This is a genomic window from Streptomyces sp. A2-16 (assembly GCF_018128905.1).
Taxonomy (GTDB): Bacteria; Actinomycetota; Actinomycetes; order Streptomycetales; family Streptomycetaceae; genus Streptomyces.
This window is the reverse complement of record NZ_CP063808.1, coordinates 2,612,450-2,632,459: the sequence shown is the minus strand read 5'-3', so window position 1 is coordinate 2,632,459 and position 20,010 is coordinate 2,612,450. Positions and strand designations below refer to the sequence as shown.

The window sequence follows — 20,010 nt, the reverse complement described above, 5'->3', positions numbered from 1 at the left end:
GCGCGCGACCGGGGCCGTAAATCCCGGGCCTTTTCCTGGGCCTTCCAGTATTTTACCTAGGATCCCTAGGTTACGGAGTACGCATGGTCCCCCGCGCAGGCCTCACCGCCGACCGCCTCACCGAGGCCGCCGCCGATCTCGCCGACGAGATCGGCTTCGAGCACGTCACGCTGGCCGCCCTGGCCCGGCGCTTCGGGGTGAAGGACGCGAGTCTGTACGCGCACGTCAGGAACCTTCAGGACCTGCGCACCCGGGTCGCCCTGCTGGCCGGCGGCGAGATGATCGACCGGATCGCCGTCGCGGTGGCGGGGCGGGCCGGGAAGGACGCGCTCGTCGCCTTCGCCGGCGCCTACCGGGCGTACGCGCTGGAGCGGCCGGGGCGGTACGCGGCCACGCAGATCCGGATCGACCAGTCGCTGATCGCCGGTACCCCCGCGCTCCGGCGCACCGCCGAGATCACCTACGGCATGCTCCGCGCCTACGGCCTCGCCGAACCCGATCTCACCGACGCGGTACGCCTGTTGCGCGCCACCTTCCACGGCTACTGCGCCCTGGAGTCGGCGGGCGGGTTCGGCGCCCCCCGCGACGTACAGAAGTCCTGGGACAGGGCGGTCGACGCCCTGCACGTGACACTCGAGAACTGGCCCCAAGAGGAGAACACCGATGACTGACCCGCACTACGACATCACCGGCCACGGCCCCCTACTGCTGCTGCTCCCCGGCGGCGCCGGCCACCCCATGGGCCTCGGCCCGATGACGGAGTCGCTCGCCGGGCACTTCACCGTCGTCACCTACGACCCCCTCGGCCTCGCCCACGGCCGCCTCGGCGAACCCGTCGAGGACCAGCGGGTCCAGGACTGGAGCGACGGCGCACGGCGGGTGCTCGACGCGACGCTCCCCGAGGGCGGCGCGGCGTACGTCCTCGGCTCCAGCGCCGGGGCCATCGCCGCGCTCGATCTGCTCGCCCGGCACGCGGAGCGGCTGCGGCACGTCGTCGCGCACGAGCCGCCGTGCGTGGGGGTGCTGCCGGACGGGGTGCGGCAGCAGGCCGCGTTCCGGGAGGTCTGCGAGGTCTACCGGGCCAAGGGGCTCGCCGCGGCGGGCGCTCTGATGACCGCCGTGCTGGAGGAGCGGGAGGCCGGGGAGCTGCCGGACGGCCAACCTCTGTCCCGTGAGGAGGAGTTGACCAACCCGATGGCACTCTCCCTCGCGCATGTGATCCAGCCCTTCACGTCGTACGTCCCCGAGGCGGGCCCCTTCAAGGCCCGCCTCACCGTCGCCGCGGGCACCGACTCGCGCGGCCAACTCCTGTACCGCACCGCGGAATCGCTCGCGAAGACACGGCAGGCCGACTTCACGGAGTTCCCCGGCGGACACCTCGGCGTCCTCCAGCACCCGGTGGACTTCGCCGAACGGCTCACGCGGACACTGCTCGGGACCGGCGTGCGGTCATGACAGGTCGCCGAGCGCGTCGGCGCAGTACGTGGACTCCTCGAGATGCAGGGCGAGTTCACGGAAGGTCCAGCCTTCGCCGGGTGAGTGGTCGAGTTGGTGCACGGTGAGGGCGTCGAGGCGGTTCGCCCAGACGCGGGCGAGCCGAGTGAGACGGCTGCGGGCCTCGTCCAGGTCCTCCTGAGTGAAGCGAAGTGGTGTCGGCGCGGATCACGGGTGCCCTCGCGGTCCAGAAGGACGGAACGCCCAATCCTCATACTGGCCGAGGCAGTTCAGGACGCGGCGGTGATCTCCACTCCCGAGCTCCGCAGCCGGACCCTCGTCTCGGGGCCTTCGCTCCACGCCACCGTCAACTCCCCCGCCCCTACGTCCCGTACAGTGACCGCCTCGCCCAGAGGCACGGCACCCGCCTCACCGGTGAGCCGGGCCAGCGCCACGAACAAGCTGTCGCCCGCCCCCGTCACCCCGCTCAGCTCCCCGTCGAGCCCCACCGCGGGCAGGAGTTCGGTGTGGACGCCGTCCCGAGCGGCCCATCCCGTCACCCGGACCGAGGTCCCGGGCTCGGCCCCGGTGACGAGGAAGGCGCGTACCTCCACGGCTCCCCGTGCGAGCACGACACTGGAGACCCGCGTGCCCCCGGCCGCCGTGTGCCGCGAGGCCGCCCAGCCCTGCCCCACCCCCAGCGGCTCGATCTCCGTACGGCTCGGATCGCCGTCCACGATCAGGCTGTTGTCGTACGACGGCGCGGGCTCGGTCACCGTGGAGTAGGCGAGGCGGGTGTAGTACGGGTCGTAGCGGACGTCCTCGCTGCCGTGGTTGTGGAGGCGGACGAGGCCGTCGGAAACGGTGGACTGCAGAAGCCAGTTGGGGGCGGAGATCGAGGTGAGCGCGTCGGAGCGCTCCGCCGGACCCGGTTCCTCGACCGCCGTCCACACCTCGTGGTCCGCCGGGAGGAGCAGACCGAGGAAGCCCTTGCTGGCCCAGTACGGCGACGCCGGGCCCGAATAGCCTTGCAGGACCGCCGGATCGGGGCCGTGCCAGCCGAGGGTGAGCAGGCCGTGGGAGTCCACCGCGCCCCGGTCCAGGAAGTACTTGAGGGCTCCGGAGGCCAGGCGCCGGGTCTCGCCCGGGGGCAGCGGGGTGTGGCCCGTCAGGGCGCCCAGCCACAGGGGGGCCGTCGTCGCGAAGCGGTACGTCAGTGAGCGGCCCTGGTGCATCGGGGCCCCGTCGGCGCCGAACAGGCGGGCGTAGTCCTCGAGATGGCGGGAGAGCCGACCGCCGTACAGATCCATCAGCCGGTCGTCCTGCGCCAGCCAGGCGTGCAGCACCGGGTAGAGGTGCATGGCCCAGCCGTTGTAGTAGTCGAACTTGCGGCCGTCGCCGTCGGTGTACCAGCCCTCGCCGACGTACCACTGCTCGATGCGCTCCAGGCCGCGGTCGATCGCCTTGCGGGAAGCCTCCGGCTCACAGCCGACCGAGGACAGGAAGCCGGCGACCGTGACCGGGAAGAGCTCCCAGTTGCAGGGCCAGGCCTCGGCGGTGAGGGCGTCGCCGAGCCAGGCCGCGGCGCGCTGCCGTACGGCCTCGTCCAGTCGGTCCCACAGCAGCGGCTTGGTGATCCGCAGCGCGAACGCGATCGACGCGGCCTCCACCAACGGCTGGGTGCGGTCCTCGATCCGGGGCCAGACGCCCGAGACTCCCGCGGCGAGTCCGTCGGCGTACCGCTCCAGCGCGGTCTCGTCCTGGCGGAGGGCCGCGAGCAGGAGCGTACGGGCGTAGCCCTCCAGGCCGTCGGAGAGGCGTCCGGTCCAGCTCTGGCGGTCGCCGGGGAGGTGGTAGAGGGCGCGGTCCTCGGTGGCGTACGGCTCCACCGCGGCGAGCAGGGAGTCGGCGGCGGCCTCCCAGTGGGCGCGGGTGTAGCCGGTCAGGGGGCTGAGGGTGCGGTCCTCGGGGGGCAGCTGCATCGGCTCTCTCATCTTCGACTCGCAGGCTCGCAACACAGACCTGGGGCGCCCCGGTTCCGGTCGGGACGCCCCAGGCGTCTATCCCACCCTCACGGCCCCTTCGGGCACCAGCCCCTGTGCGAGCAGTTCGTCGCGGACCAGGCCCGCGTACACGGTGGCGCCATGTACGGAGGTGTGGGTGTTGTCTCTCTTCTCGTTGTAGAGATAGATCGCTTTGGAGCCCTCCACCCCGAGGGACTCCACGAGCGCCTTCGTCTTCGCCGTCAGGTCGATCAGCGGGACGTCCTCGGCCGCGGCCACCGAGCGGATCACTGCGGGATGGTCCACCCCGAGGCCGTTGACCAGCAGGGCCGTCCCGTTGTTCAGCGTGCCGTCCGAGTTGAACCAGCGTCGCACGATGGGCGTCACGAGGACAGGGTTCCCGCCTTTCTCCCTCACACCCGCGACCAGAGTCTCCAGGTTCGCCCGGTACGTCGCCTCGTCGGTCGTCTTGTCGTTGTGGGCGAGCTGGATCAGGACGAGGTCGCCGCGGTGGATCAGCGGCTGGACGGTGGCCCACAGGCGCGGCTCGGACAGATAGGTCACGGTGCTCTCGCCGGAGTCGGCGTAGTTGGCCACGGAGACGCCCTTGCGCAGGTACTGGGGCAGCTGCTGGCCCCAGCCGGAGTAGGGGTCGCCGGGCTGGTCGCAGACCGTGGAGTCGCCGACCAGGAGGATCTGGCGGGTGTGCCGGGCGCGGGTGACCTTGATGTCGGCGAGCGCGGGGGCCGAGCCGCCCAGCACCAGGTCGAGGCCCGGCGTGCCGTCGGGGCCGGTCGGTTCGCCCTCGGGGGTGCGGACGTTCACGGTGAAGCTGCGGGAGACCCGCTCGCCGGCCTCGACCGCCGTCTCCGGCAGCAGGGAACGCCGGGTCTCACCGCTGATCCTCGTGCTCGACGCGGCGTCGCCGCCGAGGAGGACCTTCACGTCGTACGTTCCCGGCGGGACGTCGAAGTGGCAGCCGGCGGTGGTGCAGTTCTCGATGCCGAGGGGACGGCCGGAGTGCGCCTGTGCCGGTACGGCGGTCAGGCCCGCGCTCAGGGTGACCGCCGCCAGCACGGCGAGGTTGAAACGTCTCATTCGAGGCTCCTCAGACGGACGACAAGGCCTGGCGGCTGGACCGTACCCCCATTGGCAAGCGCTTTCTAGTCCCTGGGCGGATTTCACAAGATTGCCAACTCCCAGGCAGCGAAAGCCCTTTCGCGAAATCGATTCAACTGTCACTCTCCAAAGCACCCGCACCACCCCCACACGTCTCGAAGGAGGCACCCCCATGTCCGAATCCACCGTGCACAGAGCGGTCGGACGCCGCACCTTCGTCCTCGGCACCGCGGCCGCCGCGGGCACCGCCGCCCTCGCCGGACCGCTCGCCGAAAGCGCGTCCGCCGCGGGCTTCGGCTACACCGACGACGGCTCGAACTACGTCGTCGACACCGGCGCGAACCTGGTCTTCAAGGTCAGCAAGACCAACGGCGACCTGACCTCGCTGGTCTACAAGGGCACGCAGTACCAGGGCTACGGCGGCAAGAATTCGCACATCGAGTCCGGCCTCGGCACGTCCACCGTGAGCATCAAGCAGTCCGGTACGACGATCCTGATCTCGGTCGCGCACGGCACGCTGAAGCACTACTACGCGGCCCGCAGCGGCGAGAACAACATCTACCTGTGGACCAACAAGGCAGACGACTCGGTCTCGGCGACCCGCTACATCCTGCGCGTCAACGCGGGCAGGTTCCTCAACGACGAGCCCGACTCGTACACCTACGCGCCCACCACCATCGAGGCCGCCGACGTCTTCGCGAAGTCCGACGGCCAGACCCGCTCCAAGCACTACGCGAGGGCGCGGGTCATCGACTACAACTACGTCGGCTGGACCACGGGCAGCGTCGGCCTGTACATCGTGCGCTCCAACCACGAGAAGGCCTCCGGCGGCCCGTTCTACCGCTCCCTCCTGCGTCACCAGAGCGCGGACGGCGGCGGCCTGTACGAGATCCTGTACTACGGCGAGAACCAGACGGAGGCCCAGCGCTTCGGCCTCCAGGGCCCCTACGTCATCGCCTTCACCGACGGCGGCGCCCCCTCCTCCTCTCTGTACCCCGGGACCCTCACCACGTCGTGGGCGGACTCGCTCGGCATCTCGGGCCACGTCCCCGCGAGCGGCCGGGGCAAGGTCGCCGGCGTCGGCATCACCGGGCGGAACACGGCGTACGCCTACACGGTCGGGCTCGCCAACTCCGCGGCCCAGTACTGGGGTTCGGCGCGTTCCTCGGACGGCTACTTCTCCATCGGGGGTGTGCTGCCTGGGACGTACACGCTGACCGTCTTCAAGGGTGAACTCGCCGTCTACACCGGCTCGGTGAGCGTCAGCGCGGGCGGTACGACCACCCTCAACTCCATCGCGATCCCGTCCTCGAACGATCCGGGCAACGCGAGCGCGATCTGGCGCATCAACAACTGGGACGGCACGCCCGGCGGTTTCAAGAACGCCGACCTGATGACGTACGCCCATCCGTCCGACGTCCGCGCCTCCTCCTGGACCGGCAATGTCGTCATCGGCAGCGGCACCGAGACCTCGGGCTTCCCCTGCTATCTGTGGAAGGACGTCAACAGCGGAATCATCGTCTACTTCAAGCTGACGGCCGCCCAGGCCGCCGCCGCGCACACCCTGCGCATCGGGGTGACGACGGCCTACGCCAACGGCCGCCCGCAGGTCGTCGTCAACGACAGCTGGACCTCCGCCGTCCCCTCCCCGCCCACCCAGCCGAGCACCCGGTCGCTGACCGTGGGCTCGTACCGTGGCAACAACCACACGTTCACCTACAGCGTGCCGGCGTCCGCCTGGCTGACGGACACCGGCGCCTACAACACGCTGAAGATCTACGTGGCGAGCGGTTCGGGGTCCACGTCCTTCCTCAGTGCGGGCACCTCGATCGACGCGATCGACCTGCTCGCGTGAGGCCCCTGAGCTGACGTCAGGTCCCGCGCGTCCACTGCTGGTTGGTCGCTCCGTTGCACGTGTACGTGATGATCGCGGCGGAGTTGGCGGTGGACGCGCCGTTCACGTCCAGGCACTCGCCGCTGGCGCGGGCCTTGATGTTCACGTACGAGCCCGAGGTGACCACCGACCACTGCTGGGCGGTCGCGCTCCCGCAGTTCTCCTGGGTGACGTTCGTGGCGTTCTCCTGGAGGCACAGCGAGCTGCCGCGGCCGACCAGCTGGTAGTAGCCGGTGCCGAGGCTCTTGAACCACCACTTCTGGTTGCCGCCGCCGTTGCAGGTGTACTGGCTGATCGCGACGCCCTGCCACAGCGACTGGTTGGCCACGTCCGCGCACTTGCCGCTGTGCCGGGCGACGAGCGTGTTGTACGTGGCGCTCGTGCCGCCGATCGTCCCGGCGGCCGCGTCGATCGTGACCTCGGGGTACCAGGACATGGACATCGTGGTGGAGGTCGGGAAGGTCAGCGGCAGCCACACGTAGCGTGAGTCGTTGACGGTGCCGCCGAAGGAGTTGCCCCAGCGGTCGCCCATGTACAGGTACGAGGTGCCCGAGGTCCCCTGCACCGGAAGGACGTACGCGGTCTGGGAGTTGTAGGTCGTGGAGTCGCCGACGTTCGCCATCGAGGTCCAGGGACCGGCGAGGGAGGTCGCGGTGGCGTACTGCTGCTGGTTGGCGCTCCAGCCGGTCGCGCCCGAGGTCAGCATGAAGTAGACGCCGCCCCGCTTGAAGAGGGCCGGAGCCTCCCGGTGGCCGCCCGGCCAGGGGTTGGCGACCAGACTCGCGATGCCGGTGTAGTCGGCGGTGAGCCGGTAGATCTGCAGGTCGTAGTTCTCGTTGGCGGCCGAGACCATGTAGCCGGTGCCGTCGGTGTCGACGAACGTGGTGATGTCCCGGGACATGTACTGGCCGAGCGGGCGGAAGCTGCCCTGGTAGGAGTAGGTGCCGTCGACGGTGTCGGAGACGGCGACGGCCGCGCGGGCCTCGCTGTAGTCGGTGCCGTTCTCCTTGTGCATCCACATCACGAACTTGCCGGTGGTCGCGTTGTGGACGACCTTGGGCCGCTCGATGTAGGCGGTGCCCAGTTCGGAGGCGCTGGACTGGGTCAGGACGTGGTTCCTGAACTCCCAGTTCTTCAGGTCGGTGGAGCGGTAGGCGTCCACGTACCGGAAGGTGTTGTCGGCGTTGCGGTCCTCGCCGAACCAGTAGTAGTAGGAGCCGACCTTGATGACCCCGCCGCCGTGGGCGTGCAGGGGGTTCCCCGAAGTGTCCGTGAACTGGACGCCGTTGGGGACGGTCAGCGGGGCCGCCTGGGCAGGTCCGGCGGTCACCAGGGCGCCGGCCAGGGCCAGGCACAGGGCGAGCAGTACCGCGTGAGCACGTCTCATGACGCGACCTCCGTGTCCGTGACGGTGTCCGCCACCGGTATGCCGAAGTTCGGGGTGCCGTCCGCGTTCCAGCCGAGCTTCTGGACGCGGGTGTGGCGGTTGGGGTCGTTCAGCGGGTCGCCGACGATGTCCTTGTACTGGCGGGCGTGGTAGACGAGGACGTCACTGCGGCCGTCCTCGGCGACGGTGAAGCAGTTGTGGCCGGGGCCGTACTGCTTGGTGGTGTCGTTGCTGGTGAAGACGGGCACCGGCGACTTGGACCAGCTCGCCGGGTTCATCAGGTCGGCGTCCGCGTCGACCGTGAGCAGGCCCATGCAGTAGTGCCAGTCGGTGGCGCTGGCCGAGTAGGACATGAACAGGCGGCCGTTGCGGGCGATGACCGAGGGCCCCTCGTTCACCTTGTAGCCGATGCGCTCCCAGTCGTACTCCGGTGTGGAGAGCCTGATCTGAGGGCCGGTCAGGGTCCACGGGTTCGCCATCCTCGACAGGAAGATGCCGGTGTTGTTGTCCATGCCGGGCTCGTGCTGGGCCCAGGCGAGGTAGCGGGAGCCGCGGTGGGCGAAGGTGGTGGCGTCCAGGGAGAAGGTCTCCCAGGCGGTCCTGATCTGGCCCTTCTCGACCCAAGTCCCCTTGAAGGGGTTGGGGTTGGCGTTCTCCAGGACCCAGATGCGGATGTCCCAGACGCTCTCGGCGGGCGCGGAGGCGAAGTAGATGTACCACTTGCCGCCGATGCGGTGGATCTCCGGCGCCCAGATGTGGGCGCCCATGGCACCGGTCGGGTGCTTGGTCCAGATGACGGACTCGTCGGCGCCGGCGAGGCCGTTGAGGGTGCGGGAGCGGCGCAGGATGATGCGGTCGTACTCGGGCGCGGTGGCCGTGAAGTAGTAGTGGCCGTCGGAGTGACGGTGGATGTACGGGTCGGCGCGGTTGCGGACGAGCGGGTTCACGAAGGGTGCGGCCTTCTCGGGGCGGACGGCGGCCGGGGCGGCCGTGCGGGTCGCGGCCTGGGCCGCCGTGGGGGTCGCGGCCAGGGCGCCCGCGGCCAGGGCACCCTTCAGCAGCAGTCGTCGGTGGGGGACTTGGGGAACGCGGCTCATGCGGACTGCCTCTCGGGTGGGGGTGTCCTGAGAGCGATGTTCGGTATTGAGAACATCTGTTGTTATTGCGAACAGCCGAAAGGTACGGCTGGGGAACCAGGAGGTCAACGGGTCGGACGCGACCAAGAGAAGGCGCTTTCTGTTCTCGGGTTTCTGTTCTCGGGTTTCTGTTATCCGTCCCCGTCTCACCCGTCTCCGATCATGTGTGCAGCCATTTCCACAGAACAGCAGCGGCCGCCGGCGCCCTGGCGGCGGTCGCCCTCATGGTCACCGCTCCCCCGGCCCTGGCCGCCGGCACCCGGGACGTCACCGCCGACGTCCTCGCGGACCGGGACGTCACGCTGAGCGGAGACACGGTCGTCACCGTGCCCGCGGGGACGACGACGTACGACGGGGTGTTCCGCGGCGAGGGAACGCTCACCGTGCGCGGCCGCGGGACGCTGATCCTCACGAAGGACAGCGACTTCACGCTGCCCCGGTCCCGGCAACGGCAGTCCGTACGGACTCAGGGCGGCAACCACCCGTACGTCACCACGACCCGTCCGGACCCGCCCGCGATCACGGTCGAGCGCGGAGCGACCCTCCAGTACGGCAACGGCGGGACGACCGGCCTGATCGGCCACTTCCCCTACGCCACCCCGGCGTTCCGGCTCAACCAGGACAACATCCGGGTCGACGGCACCCTGCGGCTGTCCCTCAGGAGCGCCTACAACCTGGGCACCGTCAGCGGCTCCGGCCTGATCACCCAGCCCCGCTTCCTGTGGGGCACTTGGGACCTGACGTCCGGCCCCTTCTCCGGGGTCATCGACAACGGCACGCAGACCAACGCGGGGCGGCCCGAGTACGCGACCGCACTGCCCGGCATGCGCAAGGTGCTGAACCAGGGCACCTGGACCGTGGACACCCCGCTGGGCCAGACCGTCACCGAGCGGATGGACTTCTACCAGCGCGAGTACGGCAGCGACATCAACGTCCAGTCCCGGCCGGGCGGCAAGGTGATCCTTACCGGCCAGTACAGCTGGTCGAACCAGGGCGGCGACACCGATCCCTCGCTCAGCGACCCCGCCCTGAACTGGACGCCCGCCACCAAGAACGTCAACAAGCGCGGCACCAACATCAAGGGCGCGAACGTCCAGTGGGGCGACGGCACGACGCACCGGATCTTCATGCCGGGCACCGCGGAGACGGTGTACATCAACCTCCTCGCGGCCCGCTCCCGCTCCCTGCTGACCTTCGACTACAACGGGCCGGTCACCCTCGGCGCCCCGATCGGCGGCGGCCGTTTCCACGACACCCTGTCCGCGCCCGGCGCGGGTGACATCGTCATCAAGGGAACCAGGGGCAACGACGTCACCTTCGCCGCCGTCCAGTACTACGACGGCTCCACCACCGTCGAGAAGGGCGCCGTGCTGCGCCTGGGCAGCGGCAGGCCGGGGGGCGACGGCGGCCTCTACACCGGGGGCAGCCTCTACAGGCTCGTCAACAACGGCTCGCTCGTGCTCGCCAACAGGGCCAGGTCCCTGACCCTGCCCCGGGTCAGCGGCAGCGGCTCCCTCACACAGGCGGGCACGGCGACCACCACGCTGACGGGCGGGGCGATCACGTACACGGGGACGACGACGATCCGGAAGGGCACGCTGGCGCTGCGCGGTGGCGCGACGCTTCTTCGCAGCAGGGCGATTCGGCTCACCTCGACGGCGGCTCGTCTGGACGTCGGCGCGGCGGGGCTGCGGGTGACCTCCTCGCTGTCCGGCAAGGGGACGGTGAAGGGCTCACTCACCAACGACGGTGTGGTCGCGGGCGGTGTCACCGTGTCCGGCGGCTACACGCAGAGCGCGAAGGGCGCACTGGTTCTGGGCGGGAGCCCGTTGAAGGTGACGGGTCCGGTGCGGCTGTCCGGCGCCCTCGACCTCGCCGCAGCCGCCACGGACCCGGCCCGCACGATCACCGTGCTGGACAACAAGGGCGGCGCGAGGATCGTGGGCGCCTTCAAGGGCCTCAAGGAGGGCACACGGCTCGAACTGGCCGACACGACGTACCGGATCACCTATCGGGGCGGGGACGGCAACGACGTCGTGCTGACCGCGGTCACGGCGAGCGCGGCGCCGGGGGTGCGCGCGGACACGTCGTCGGCGACGTCGGCTGCGCCGCACACGGCGGCGGCGGAGTCCGAGGGGCTGGGCTGGTGGCCGTATGTGCTGGCGCTGGGACTGCTCGGCGGGCTGGTGGTGCCTCCCACCATGAGAAGGCGAGGCAAGCGCCGCGGCGCCGGACGCCACGCGGCGCCCTGAACGCGTTGCCGCGGGTGAGGGGGACGCGAGGACGTCTCCCGGGCCGGTGCCGAGGAGCGCGTGAGCGACGTCCCACATTCTGGTCCCGATGTTCGCGGACCGGACAGGCGCGGCCGTCCTCCGCCCCTTCGGCTAGCGTCGGGGCATGACCAGCGACACCCCCGAAGTCCCCGACGCCCCCTCCCGCTCCTTCGCCGAGGCCCTCGCGGCCGGGCCGGTCGTGCTCGACGGCGGCATGTCCAACCAGCTGGAGTCCGCCGGGCACGACCTGAGCGACGAACTGTGGTCGGCGCGGCTGCTCGCGGAGCGGCCCGAGGCGATCACCGAGGCGCATCTCGCGTACTACGAGGCGGGCGCGGACGTGGCGATCACGTCCAGCTACCAGGCCACGTTCGAGGGGTTCGCCAAGCGCGGGATCGCGCGCGAGCGGGCGGCCGAGCTGCTCGCCCTGAGCGTCGGGCTGGCGCGGGAGGCGACGCGGCAGGCGGCGGCGAAGGGGATCGGGCGGTCGCTGTACGTGGCGGCCTCGGTCGGGCCGTACGGAGCGATGCTCGCGGACGGTTCGGAGTACCGCGGCCGGTACGGCCTGAGCGTGGCCGAGCTGGAGGCCTTCCACCGGCCACGGCTCGAGGTGCTGGCGGCGGCCGGGCCCGACGTCCTGGCCCTGGAGACGGTCCCGGACAGCGACGAGGCGAAGTCGCTGCTGCGGGCGGTCCGCGGTCTCGGTGTCCCGGCCTGGCTCTCCTACTCCGTCGCCGGCGACCGCACCCGTGCCGGGCAGCCGCTGGAGGAGGCGTTCGCTCTGGTCGCCGATGCGGACGAGGTCGTCGCGGTCGGTGTGAACTGCTGCGTCCCCGAGGACGTGGACAACGCGATCGAGACCGCCGCACGGGTCACCGGCAAGCCTGTCGTGGTCTACCCCAACAGCGGCGAGACCTGGAACGCGGGGGCGCGCCGCTGGGAGGGACGGTCCTCGTTCACGTCGGACGAGGTCATGGGGTGGCGGGAGTCGGGCGCACGGCTGATCGGGGGATGCTGCCGGGTGGGTCCTGAGGCGATCTCGGGGATTGCGGGAGCGGTGCGTTAGCGGATTCCGGCGCCCCACGTACCGCGGTCGGCCGGCCGGTGCCGGGCCGGCCGGGAACACCTCGTTGCACAGTGGTGCCGCTCAGTCCCCCTCCTCCGGGTGCTGCCCGGGGCCGCCGCCCTGGGGCGACAGCGGGGTGGGGGAAAGGTCCGTGGGTTCCTCCCCGCTCTCCAGGAGAGTGTTGGCGGCGCCGATGATCCGCGGGTCGGCCGACCCGACCGCCTCCTCGTCCTTGGCGGCGTAGTCGCAGCGCAGCAGCAGATGCCGCATCGCCTCGAGCCGGGCCCGACGCTTGTCGTTGCTCTTCACCACGGTCCACGGGGCGTAGGGCGTGTCCGTCGCGCGGAACATGTCGACCTTCGCCTTCGTGTAGGCGTCCCACAGGTCGAGCGAGGCCAGGTCGATGGGCGACAGCTTCCACTGCCGTACGGGATCGACCTGGCGGATCGCGAACCGTGTGCGCTGTTCACCTCGCGAGACGGAGAACCAGAACTTGACCAGCGTGATGCCGTCGTCCGTGAGCAGCTTCTCGAAAACGGGTGCCTGGGCGTGGAAGTGCCGGTACTCGGCAGGGGTGCAGTAACCCATCACCCGTTCCACGCCGGCCCGGTTGTACCAGGACCGGTCGAAGAAGACGGTCTCGCCGGGAGCGGGCAGATGGGGGATGTAGCGCTGGAAGTACCACTGCCCGGCCTCCCTCTCGCTCGGCTTGTCGAGCGCCACCACCCGGGCTCCACGCGGGTTGAGGCGTTCGGTGAACCGCTTGATCGTGCCGCCCTTTCCGGCCGCGTCCCGCCCCTCGCACACCACCACGAGGCGCTGCCCGGTGTCGCGCACCCACTTCTGCAGCTTCAGCAGTTCGATCTGAAGGATCCGCTTCTCCCGCTCGTACGGCATCCGCCGGAGCTTCTCCTCGTACGGATGGTTCTCGCGCCAGGTGTCGAGGGCATTGCCGTCGCCGTCCAGCAGGATCGGCTGCTCGGGCCGCTGCTCGTCCACGAGCAGCCCCGCGAGCAGTTCCGACGGGGCGGACGTGCCCTCGGGGGCTGCGGCCGGTGCCGCCGGCCTCACGGAATCAACCACGGGCGGGTTCCTCCTGCTCACGACGTCGACGGTTCGCTGCGCTCCGCTCCCGGGCCGAAAGGGGGAGGGGGCGACCGGGCGGACCGTCCGGGTCCTGCCGAGTGCCCGCTGCCCGGCCGTGCATGTCCGTCCGCGCGGTTCGCCCGTCGGCCGGTTCGCGATGATTTGCCCCGGCCACCCCGGGTACTCGGCGCCGGGTACGACGCACGCGCTACGGGAGGTATCCCATGGGCAAGCTGGGCGACATGGCGAACAAGGTCAAGGCAATGGCGAAGGGCCACCCGGACCAGGCCGACAAGGGCGTGACGCGCGCCGAGCGCATGGTCGACGAACGGACCGGGAACAAGTACGACGCCCACACCGACAAGGCCGCCGACGCGGCCCGTCGTTCCTACCGGGACAGCGGTACGACGGAACACTGACCCGCGTGACGGACCTGCGGCCCCCGGCGCACGGCGTCGGGGGCCGCAGACGTGCGGCCGGCCGGCGGGGTCCGCAGGCCGATGGAGTCGGCGCCGAGCCGGGGCTTGACGAGTACCGGTCCGCTGCGGGCAGCCGGTCCAGGTCCTCGGCGCGGTCGGCCGTCGGAATGACGGGGAGTCCGGCGGCCGTGAGGTCGAGCAGGTACTGCTTCCCCGCCATGTCCGTCTTGCCGCACAGCGGGTTGTAGACCCGCGTGCCGGCTCGCAGCGCCCGCTCGCGGAACGCGTCGTAGGCCTCGCTCCGGGGGCGGTCGCCCGGGGACTCCGATCGCCCACCGGTCCGCACGGCGCCTTGTGCCGCGAGACGGGCAGGAGGCCGCTCACCTCCCGAGGACGTCCTCCGGGCGCAGCTCCCGAGGCCTCCTGCCGCGCCCCGGCTCCACCAGGCGCATCGTGCGGCCCGGGAGTTCCGAGGGCGCCGACACCCGTGGGGTCGGCGCCCGCTGAGGGACCGCCCGGGGGGTAGTCGCTTGCCATGACTGTCTACGGATTGCACGCCTCGCACGAACAGGTGCCGCCCGCGGATCTGCTCGACGCAGTGGTACGCGCGGAGCAGGCGGGCTTCACCGCCGCCATGTGCTCGGACCACTTCTCGCCGTGGAGCGTGCGTCAGGGCGAGTCCGGCTTCGCCTGGTCATGGCTCGGAGCCGCCCTCCAGGCCACCGACCGGGTGCCGTTCGGTGTGGTGAACGCGCCCGGCCAGCGCTACCACCCCGCCGTCGTCGCCCAGGCGATCGCCACGCTCGCGTCCATGAACCCGGGCCGGTTCTGGACCGCGCTCGGCACCGGAGAGGCCTCCAACGAACACATCACCGGCGCGGGCTGGCCCCGCAAGGACATCCGTTCCGCGCGCCTGCGGGAGTGCGTCGACGTCATCCGGGCGCTGCTGCGGGGCGAGGAGGTCAGCCACGACGGGCTGGTGACCGTGGACCGGGCCCGGCTGTGGACGCTGCCGCCCGAGGAACCGCCGCTGATAGGGGCCGCGTGCAGCACGGCCACCGCGGCCTGGTGCGCCGAGTGGGCGGACGGACTGATCACGGTCAACGCCCCGCGTGAACGCCTGCGCGAGATCATCGGCGCGTACCGTGACGCGGGCGGCCGTGGCCCCCTCCATCTCCAGGTGCATCTGAGCTGGGCGCCCGACGAGGCCGAGGCGCTCGCCCTCGCGCACGACCAGTGGCGGACCAACGTGCACGCCCCGCCGGTCAGTTGGGACCTCGACTCCGCGGAATTGTTCGATGTCGTCAGCGAGCACGTCACCCCCGAGCAGGTGGCGCGCACGGTCGACGTCTCCTCCGACCTCGGCCGGCACGCCGCCCGGCTCCAGGAGTACGCCGACCTGGGGTTCGACGTGGTGATGCTGCACCACGTGGGCCGTGAACAGGCCGCGTTCATCGACGCGTTCGGCGCCGAGGTACTGCCGCGACTCGACGTGACCCGCCCGATCCCCGCCACGGCCAAGGAGTACCGATGCGTCTGACCCGCACGTCCGACCTGTGGTGGAAGAACGCGGTGGTGTACTGCCTGGACGTCGAGACGTACCAGGACGGCAACGGCGACGGCATCGGGGACTTCGCGGGGCTCACCCAGCGCATCGACCACCTGGTGCGCCTCGGCGTGACCTGCGTGTGGCTGATGCCCTTCTATCCCACGCGGGAGCGCGACGACGGCTACGACATCACGGACTTCTACGGCGTGGACCCGCGCCTGGGCACCCTCGGCGACTTCGCCGAGTTCGTCCGCACCGCGCGCGACCGCGGCATCCGTGTGATCGCCGATCTCGTCGTCAACCACACCTCCGAGGACCATCCCTGGTTCCAGGACGCCCGCTCCGCCCGGGACTCCGCCCACCGCGACTGGTACGTCTGGAAGGACGAGCCCCCCGAGGACGGCCCCCAGGGCGTGGTCTTCCCCGACGCGGAGGACAGCCTGTGGGAGTACGACGAGGGCAGCGGCCAGTACTACCTGCACCGCTTCTACAAGCAACAGCCCGACCTCAACGTCGCCCACCCCGGGGTCCGTGACGAGATAGCCCGCATCATGGGCTTCTGGACCCAGCTCGGCCTGTCCGGCTTCAGGGTCGACGCCGTGCCCTTCCTGCTGGAGACCGACGGTCAGAGCGACGCGGGGGAACTTCCCGATCCGCACGAGTACCTCGCCGACCTGCGTGCCTTCCTCGGCCGCCGCAACGGCGAGTCGGTCCTGCTCGGCGAGGTCAACCTGCCCTACGACGGCACCACCCGCTTCTTCGGCGACCCCTCCTCGGACCGCGGCGACGAACTCACCATGTGCTTCGACTTCGTCGCGATGCAGCAGATGTACCTGTCGATGGCACGCCACGACGCCAGGCCGCTGGCCGCCGCACTGCGCGACCGCCCCGAGGCGCCGCGCGACGCCCAGTGGGCGATGTTCGTGCGCAACCACGACGAACTCACCCTCGACAAACTCGGCGACGACGAACGGGCCGAGGTGTTCGCGTCCTTCGGCCCGGAGAAGGACATGCAGCTGTACGACCGAGGGCTGCGCCGCAGGCTCCCGCCCATGGTCGACGGCGACCGACGCCGCGTCGAACTGGCCTACAGCCTGCTGTTCACCCTGCCGGGCACCCCCGTGCTCTTCTACGGCGAGGAACTCGGCATGGGCGAGAACCTCGCCGCGGAGGGACGCCAGGCCGTACGCACCCCGATGCAGTGGACCCCGGAGAAGGGCGCCGGTTTCTCCACCGCCGAGCCGGACGCCTTCCCCAACCCGCTGGTGGAGGGCGCGTTCGGTCCCCAGCACATCAACGTGTACGAGCAGAGCCGCGACCCTGCTTCCCTGCTGAGCCGCATGCGTCTGTTCGTCGAACGCTACCGGGAGGCCCCCGAACTGGCCTGGGGCGACCACCGCTTGCTGAACACGGGAGAGGACGCGGTCCTGGCGCACGTCTGCCGCGCCGGCGACGGCACCGTACTGGCCGTGCACAACTTCGCGGACCGGCCTCACACCGTACGGCTGGAACTTGCCGAGGCCGGACCCGGCGGACGGCTGACGGACCTGCTCGACGAGGGCCACACCGGCCTCAAGTCGGACGAGGACGGCATGTTCCACGTCGACCTGCCCCCGTACGGCTACCGCTGGCTCCGCGTCGGCACCCCGGCGGACGACCCCGACAGCATCACGTCCGGCTGACCGGCCCATGGGTGACAGCACGATGCCATCCAGCACGGCGACCGACCCGATCGCCGCGGCCTTCATCACCCCACTGCGCATGCGAAACCCCGCCCCGGGTGCGCTGCGCTCCCCCGGTTTTCCGCGCTCCGGCACTTAGTCCTGTCCCTCCTCCCCTGCTAGCTCGGGAACCGGTTTCCATCGGTGTTGCCGCTGTTCGCGAGGGGGCGAGGCATGACCAGGAAGAGCGAGGACGCTAGCCGGAGCACGATCCGGGACGTGGCGACGCGGGCCGGGGTGTCGGCGTCGACGGTCTCTCGGGTGCTCGGCGGGGTGTATCCGGTGAGCGCGGCGACACGCACGCGCGTGATGCGGGCCGTGCGCGAGATGGACTATGTCGCCGACGCGCGCGCGAAGGCGATCGCGGGGGTCGGCACCCCCACGCTGGCGTTCGTCCTGGAGGACATCACCGGCCCGTCGTTCGCCCTGATGGCGCACGGCGTGGAGCGCGAGGCGACCCGGCTCGGCCATCTGTGCCTGGTGTGCAGCACGGAGGGGGACGTCGCGCACGAACTGGAGTTCGTGGAGATGATGCGGGCCCAGCGGGCCGCCGCCGTGATCCTGGTGGGCGGCGGCGCGGACACCGCCGAGTACCGCGAGCGGACCCGCCGGATGGCCGACTCACTGGCGTCGGCGGGGTCCCGGCTGGTGCTGTGCGGCAGACCGCCGCTCGGCCCCGGGGCACCCGTCACGGTCATCGAGTACGACAACGAGGGCGGCGCCTACGCGCTCGTGGCCCATGTCCTGGCCCAGGGCCACCGACGCGTCCTGTTCCTCGGCGGCAGGGCGGACCACACCACCGCCCAAGGCCGTGAGCGCGGCTATCTCGCGGCGCACCGGGCCCGGGGGCTGGATCCCGACCCCGCGCTGGTCCTCAACGGCGACTTCACCCGTGGCTCCGGTCACCGCCTGATGCGCCGGGCCCTCAAGGACGGCCTGGACTTCACCGCCGTGGTCGCGGCCACGGACATGGTCGCGGCGGGCGCCCTGACCGCCCTCCACGAGTCCGGCCTCGACGTCCCCGGCGACGTCTCCCTGGCCGGCTACGACGACATCCCCTTCGCCCGCGACCTCCACCCGGCGCTCACCACGGTCCACGTGCCCTACGAGGAACTGGGCCGCCTCGCCGTACGCACCGCGCTCGGCCGTACGGCGGAGGACCCGGCCGAGCATCTGCTGCTCGGCACCCATGTGGTGGTCCGGGACTCGGTCGCGGCGACCGGTACCTGAGACGGACGTCCCGGCCGCGGTGCCGGGGGCCGCGCGTGCCCTCGGCATCCCGCGTCCTCGGCGTCCCGCGCGCTCAGTGCCGCCGGGCCAGCCCGGTGCGCCGCAGCCGCCGTACGGCCGACCGGAGCTCCCCGGTCCGCCCGGGCCAGCCCTCCACGGGTTCCGACACGGGGGCCGTCTCCGCCGTGGTCGGGTCAGCCGTCCACACCGCGAAATCGTGGTCCCGAGGGCCGGACTCGACGTAGGGGTCGCCCTTGCCGAAGATCTGGACGGGATGGGTGGCGTCCCAGGACGGCCAACCGGGATCCCCGTCGGCGGCGAAGCGCACCCACGACCCGTGCATGGCGTCGGCGAGCTCGGTCGGGGCGCCCTCGCCCGCGAGCTTGGCCGATTCGGGGGCGGCGCCGGTGTCGAAGACGAAGCCCAGTTCGAGGGCGTGGCAGGCGCCGAGGTCCGGACGGTTGGAGGGCCAGGCGAACTCGTAGACGTACGACGAGCCCGGGCGGGCCTCGGCGAGCCGGTGCAGGGGGATGCGCAGCAGGTGGTCGGTGACCATCTGGCCGACGATGTCGGCGGTGCCCGCGCCGGGGTGCAGGGCGCGGTAGCCGCGGACCACCTCGGAGCCGCAGTGGCAGCGGGCCATGGCGCCGGCGAGGGCGACAGGACCGAGCCGGTCGACGCGCTCAAGGAGGCCGCCGGGGACGAGCCAGAGGCGGTACTCGTCGCTGGTCCAGCCCAGCATGAGGTCGACCCCCGGGGCCGCCGAGCCCTCGACCAGCGCCTCCAGGGGATCGCGCGGCACGAGGTCGCCGTCGACGACGATCCCGAAGGCCGGGCCGCCGAGGACCGGGCTGCTCAGGCGGCCCACCTCGGCCTGGGTGCGCAGCAGCAGTTCGCGGTCGACCTCGGCGAAGGCCGCGGCGGTGGCGGGGATCTTCAGCCGGGTCGCCATGCGGCGCACCATCCGCCGCACCTTGTCGCGGTCGCTCGCCTCGGGCGGCCCGCTCTGCAGCACCGCGCGCCGGAACAGGCCCTGGGCCTGCGGGGCGGCCAGCAGGGCGCCGATGCTGATCGCGCCGGCCGACTGTCCGGCCAGGGTGATCCGGCCGGGGTCGCCGCCGAAGGCCGTGATCGCCTCGTGCACCCAGCGCAGGGCGGCGAGCTGGTCGCGCAGGCCGGGGTTGGCGGGGGCGTCCGGGAAGAGGCCGTAGCCCTCGACGCCGAGGCGGTAGTTGACCGAGACGAACACGACGCCGTCCCGGGCGAAGGCGTGCCCGTCGTACACGGGCACCGCGGAGGATCCCCTGGTCAGGGCGCCGCCGTGGAGCCACACCAGGACCGGGAGCCGGGCACCGGGGCCGGGCTCGGGCGTCCACACGTTGAGGTTGAGGCAGTCGTCGCCGGGGACGACGGGGTCGGACAGGTACTGGGCGAAGGCCTCGGAGTACGGCGGTTTCGGCGCGGTCGGTCCGAAGTCGACCGTGTCGCGCACGCCGTCCCAGGGCTCGGGCGGCACCGGTGGCCTGAAACGGTGGGGGCCGAAGGGCGGGGCCGCATAGGGGATGCCCCGGAACACCGCCACGCCGTGTTCGTACCGGCCGCGTACGCTCCCGTACGGCGTGCTCACCACGGGGTCTGCCTGGAATGCTGTCATACGGCCACCAGCCTCCTCGCCGCGCTACTGCACCGTGAA

Annotated in this window: 15 protein-coding genes and 2 pseudogenes; 9 read left to right on the top strand and 8 right to left on the bottom strand. The window is 71.3% G+C overall.

Going from position 1 to position 20,010, the window contains the following annotated elements:
• The first annotated feature begins 83 nt into the window (after positions 1-83).
• Both IOD14_RS11885 and IOD14_RS11880 read left to right on the top strand, forming a co-directional pair.
• Positions 84-671 (top strand): TetR/AcrR family transcriptional regulator, encoded by a 588-nt coding sequence (locus IOD14_RS11885; RefSeq protein WP_212670210.1) that lies wholly within the window; start codon positions 84-86, stop codon positions 669-671.
• Positions 664-1,455: an alpha/beta hydrolase gene (locus IOD14_RS11880; protein WP_123992377.1), complete on the top strand. Its 792-nt coding sequence runs from the start codon at positions 664-666 to the stop codon at positions 1,453-1,455. The genes IOD14_RS11885 and IOD14_RS11880 overlap by 8 nt, the downstream gene beginning before the upstream one ends.
• On the opposite strand, the pseudogene IOD14_RS11875 reads toward IOD14_RS11880, so the two are convergent.
• The 3 genes and pseudogenes from IOD14_RS11875 to IOD14_RS11865 all read right to left on the bottom strand — a co-directional run.
• Positions 1,450-1,641: pseudogene (locus tag IOD14_RS11875) on the bottom strand (hypothetical protein); the annotation flags it as partial. The gene IOD14_RS11880 and the pseudogene IOD14_RS11875 sit on opposite strands and share 6 nt — an antisense overlap.
• 83 nt (positions 1,642-1,724) lie before the next feature.
• Positions 1,725-3,416 carry a DUF2264 domain-containing protein gene (locus IOD14_RS11870; RefSeq protein WP_212670209.1) on the bottom strand — a complete coding sequence of 564 codons (1,692 nt, stop codon included), beginning with the start codon at positions 3,414-3,416 and terminating at the stop codon, positions 1,725-1,727.
• A gap of 78 nt (positions 3,417-3,494) precedes the next feature.
• Positions 3,495-4,535 (bottom strand): rhamnogalacturonan acetylesterase, encoded by a 1,041-nt coding sequence (locus tag IOD14_RS11865; RefSeq protein WP_123992375.1) that lies wholly within the window; start codon positions 4,533-4,535, stop codon positions 3,495-3,497.
• A 193-nt stretch (positions 4,536-4,728) separates the two neighbouring features.
• Here IOD14_RS11865 and IOD14_RS11860 point away from each other — a divergent pair, with 193 nt between their 5' ends.
• Positions 4,729-6,411, top strand: coding sequence for a rhamnogalacturonan lyase B N-terminal domain-containing protein (locus IOD14_RS11860; RefSeq protein ID WP_212670208.1), 1,683 nt, complete (start codon positions 4,729-4,731; stop codon positions 6,409-6,411).
• Between the two features lie 16 nt (positions 6,412-6,427).
• Here the strand turns inward: IOD14_RS11860 and IOD14_RS11855 are convergent, their stop codons facing one another.
• Positions 6,428-7,837 (bottom strand): RICIN domain-containing protein, encoded by a 1,410-nt coding sequence (locus IOD14_RS11855; protein WP_123992373.1) that lies wholly within the window; start codon positions 7,835-7,837, stop codon positions 6,428-6,430.
• On the bottom strand, positions 7,834-8,934 hold the full coding sequence (locus tag IOD14_RS11850; protein ID WP_212670207.1) for a glycoside hydrolase family 43 protein: 1,101 nt from the start codon (positions 8,932-8,934) through the stop codon (positions 7,834-7,836). The genes IOD14_RS11855 and IOD14_RS11850 overlap by 4 nt, the downstream gene beginning before the upstream one ends.
• 263 nt (positions 8,935-9,197) lie before the next feature.
• Between IOD14_RS11850 and IOD14_RS11845 the strand changes: the two genes are divergently transcribed.
• Positions 9,198-11,225, top strand: a complete 2,028-nt coding sequence (locus tag IOD14_RS11845; protein WP_249125898.1) for an autotransporter — start codon at positions 9,198-9,200, stop codon at positions 11,223-11,225.
• Positions 11,226-11,370: 145 nt separating this feature from the next.
• Positions 11,371-12,312, top strand: a complete 942-nt coding sequence (mmuM, locus tag IOD14_RS11840; protein ID WP_212670205.1) for a homocysteine S-methyltransferase — start codon at positions 11,371-11,373, stop codon at positions 12,310-12,312.
• An 81-nt stretch (positions 12,313-12,393) separates the two neighbouring features.
• Here mmuM and ppk2 read toward each other — a convergent pair whose 3' ends face one another.
• On the bottom strand, positions 12,394-13,383 hold the full coding sequence (gene ppk2 / locus IOD14_RS11835; RefSeq protein WP_123992950.1) for a polyphosphate kinase 2: 990 nt from the start codon (positions 13,381-13,383) through the stop codon (positions 12,394-12,396).
• A gap of 239 nt (positions 13,384-13,622) precedes the next feature.
• On the opposite strand from ppk2, the gene IOD14_RS11830 reads away from it, so the two are divergent.
• The gene (locus IOD14_RS11830; RefSeq protein ID WP_123992369.1) at positions 13,623-13,817 is read left to right on the top strand and encodes an antitoxin; all 195 of its coding nucleotides are present in this window, start codon (positions 13,623-13,625) and stop codon (positions 13,815-13,817) included.
• A 71-nt stretch (positions 13,818-13,888) separates the two neighbouring features.
• Here the strand turns inward: IOD14_RS11830 and IOD14_RS44235 are convergent.
• Positions 13,889-14,115 (bottom strand): annotated as a pseudogene (locus IOD14_RS44235) (hypothetical protein); the annotation flags it as partial.
• Between the two features lie 237 nt (positions 14,116-14,352).
• Between IOD14_RS44235 and IOD14_RS11825 the strand changes: the two are divergent.
• The 3 genes from IOD14_RS11825 to IOD14_RS11815 all read left to right on the top strand — a co-directional run bounded on the left by IOD14_RS11825 (position 14,353) and on the right by IOD14_RS11815 (position 18,317).
• Positions 14,353-15,357 (top strand): TIGR03885 family FMN-dependent LLM class oxidoreductase, encoded by a 1,005-nt coding sequence (locus IOD14_RS11825; RefSeq protein ID WP_123992368.1) that lies wholly within the window; start codon positions 14,353-14,355, stop codon positions 15,355-15,357.
• On the top strand, positions 15,348-17,048 hold the full coding sequence (locus tag IOD14_RS11820; protein WP_212670204.1) for an alpha-amylase family protein: 1,701 nt from the start codon (positions 15,348-15,350) through the stop codon (positions 17,046-17,048). Before IOD14_RS11825 ends, IOD14_RS11820 begins: the two co-directional genes overlap by 10 nt.
• A gap of 213 nt (positions 17,049-17,261) precedes the next feature.
• Positions 17,262-18,317, top strand: a complete 1,056-nt coding sequence (locus tag IOD14_RS11815) for a LacI family DNA-binding transcriptional regulator (protein ID WP_212670203.1) — start codon at positions 17,262-17,264, stop codon at positions 18,315-18,317.
• A 73-nt stretch (positions 18,318-18,390) separates the two neighbouring features.
• Here IOD14_RS11815 and IOD14_RS11810 read toward each other — a convergent pair whose 3' ends face one another.
• The gene (locus tag IOD14_RS11810; protein ID WP_212670202.1) at positions 18,391-19,971 is read right to left on the bottom strand and encodes a carboxylesterase family protein; all 1,581 of its coding nucleotides are present in this window, start codon (positions 19,969-19,971) and stop codon (positions 18,391-18,393) included.
• Between the last annotated feature and the right edge of the window lie 39 nt (positions 19,972-20,010).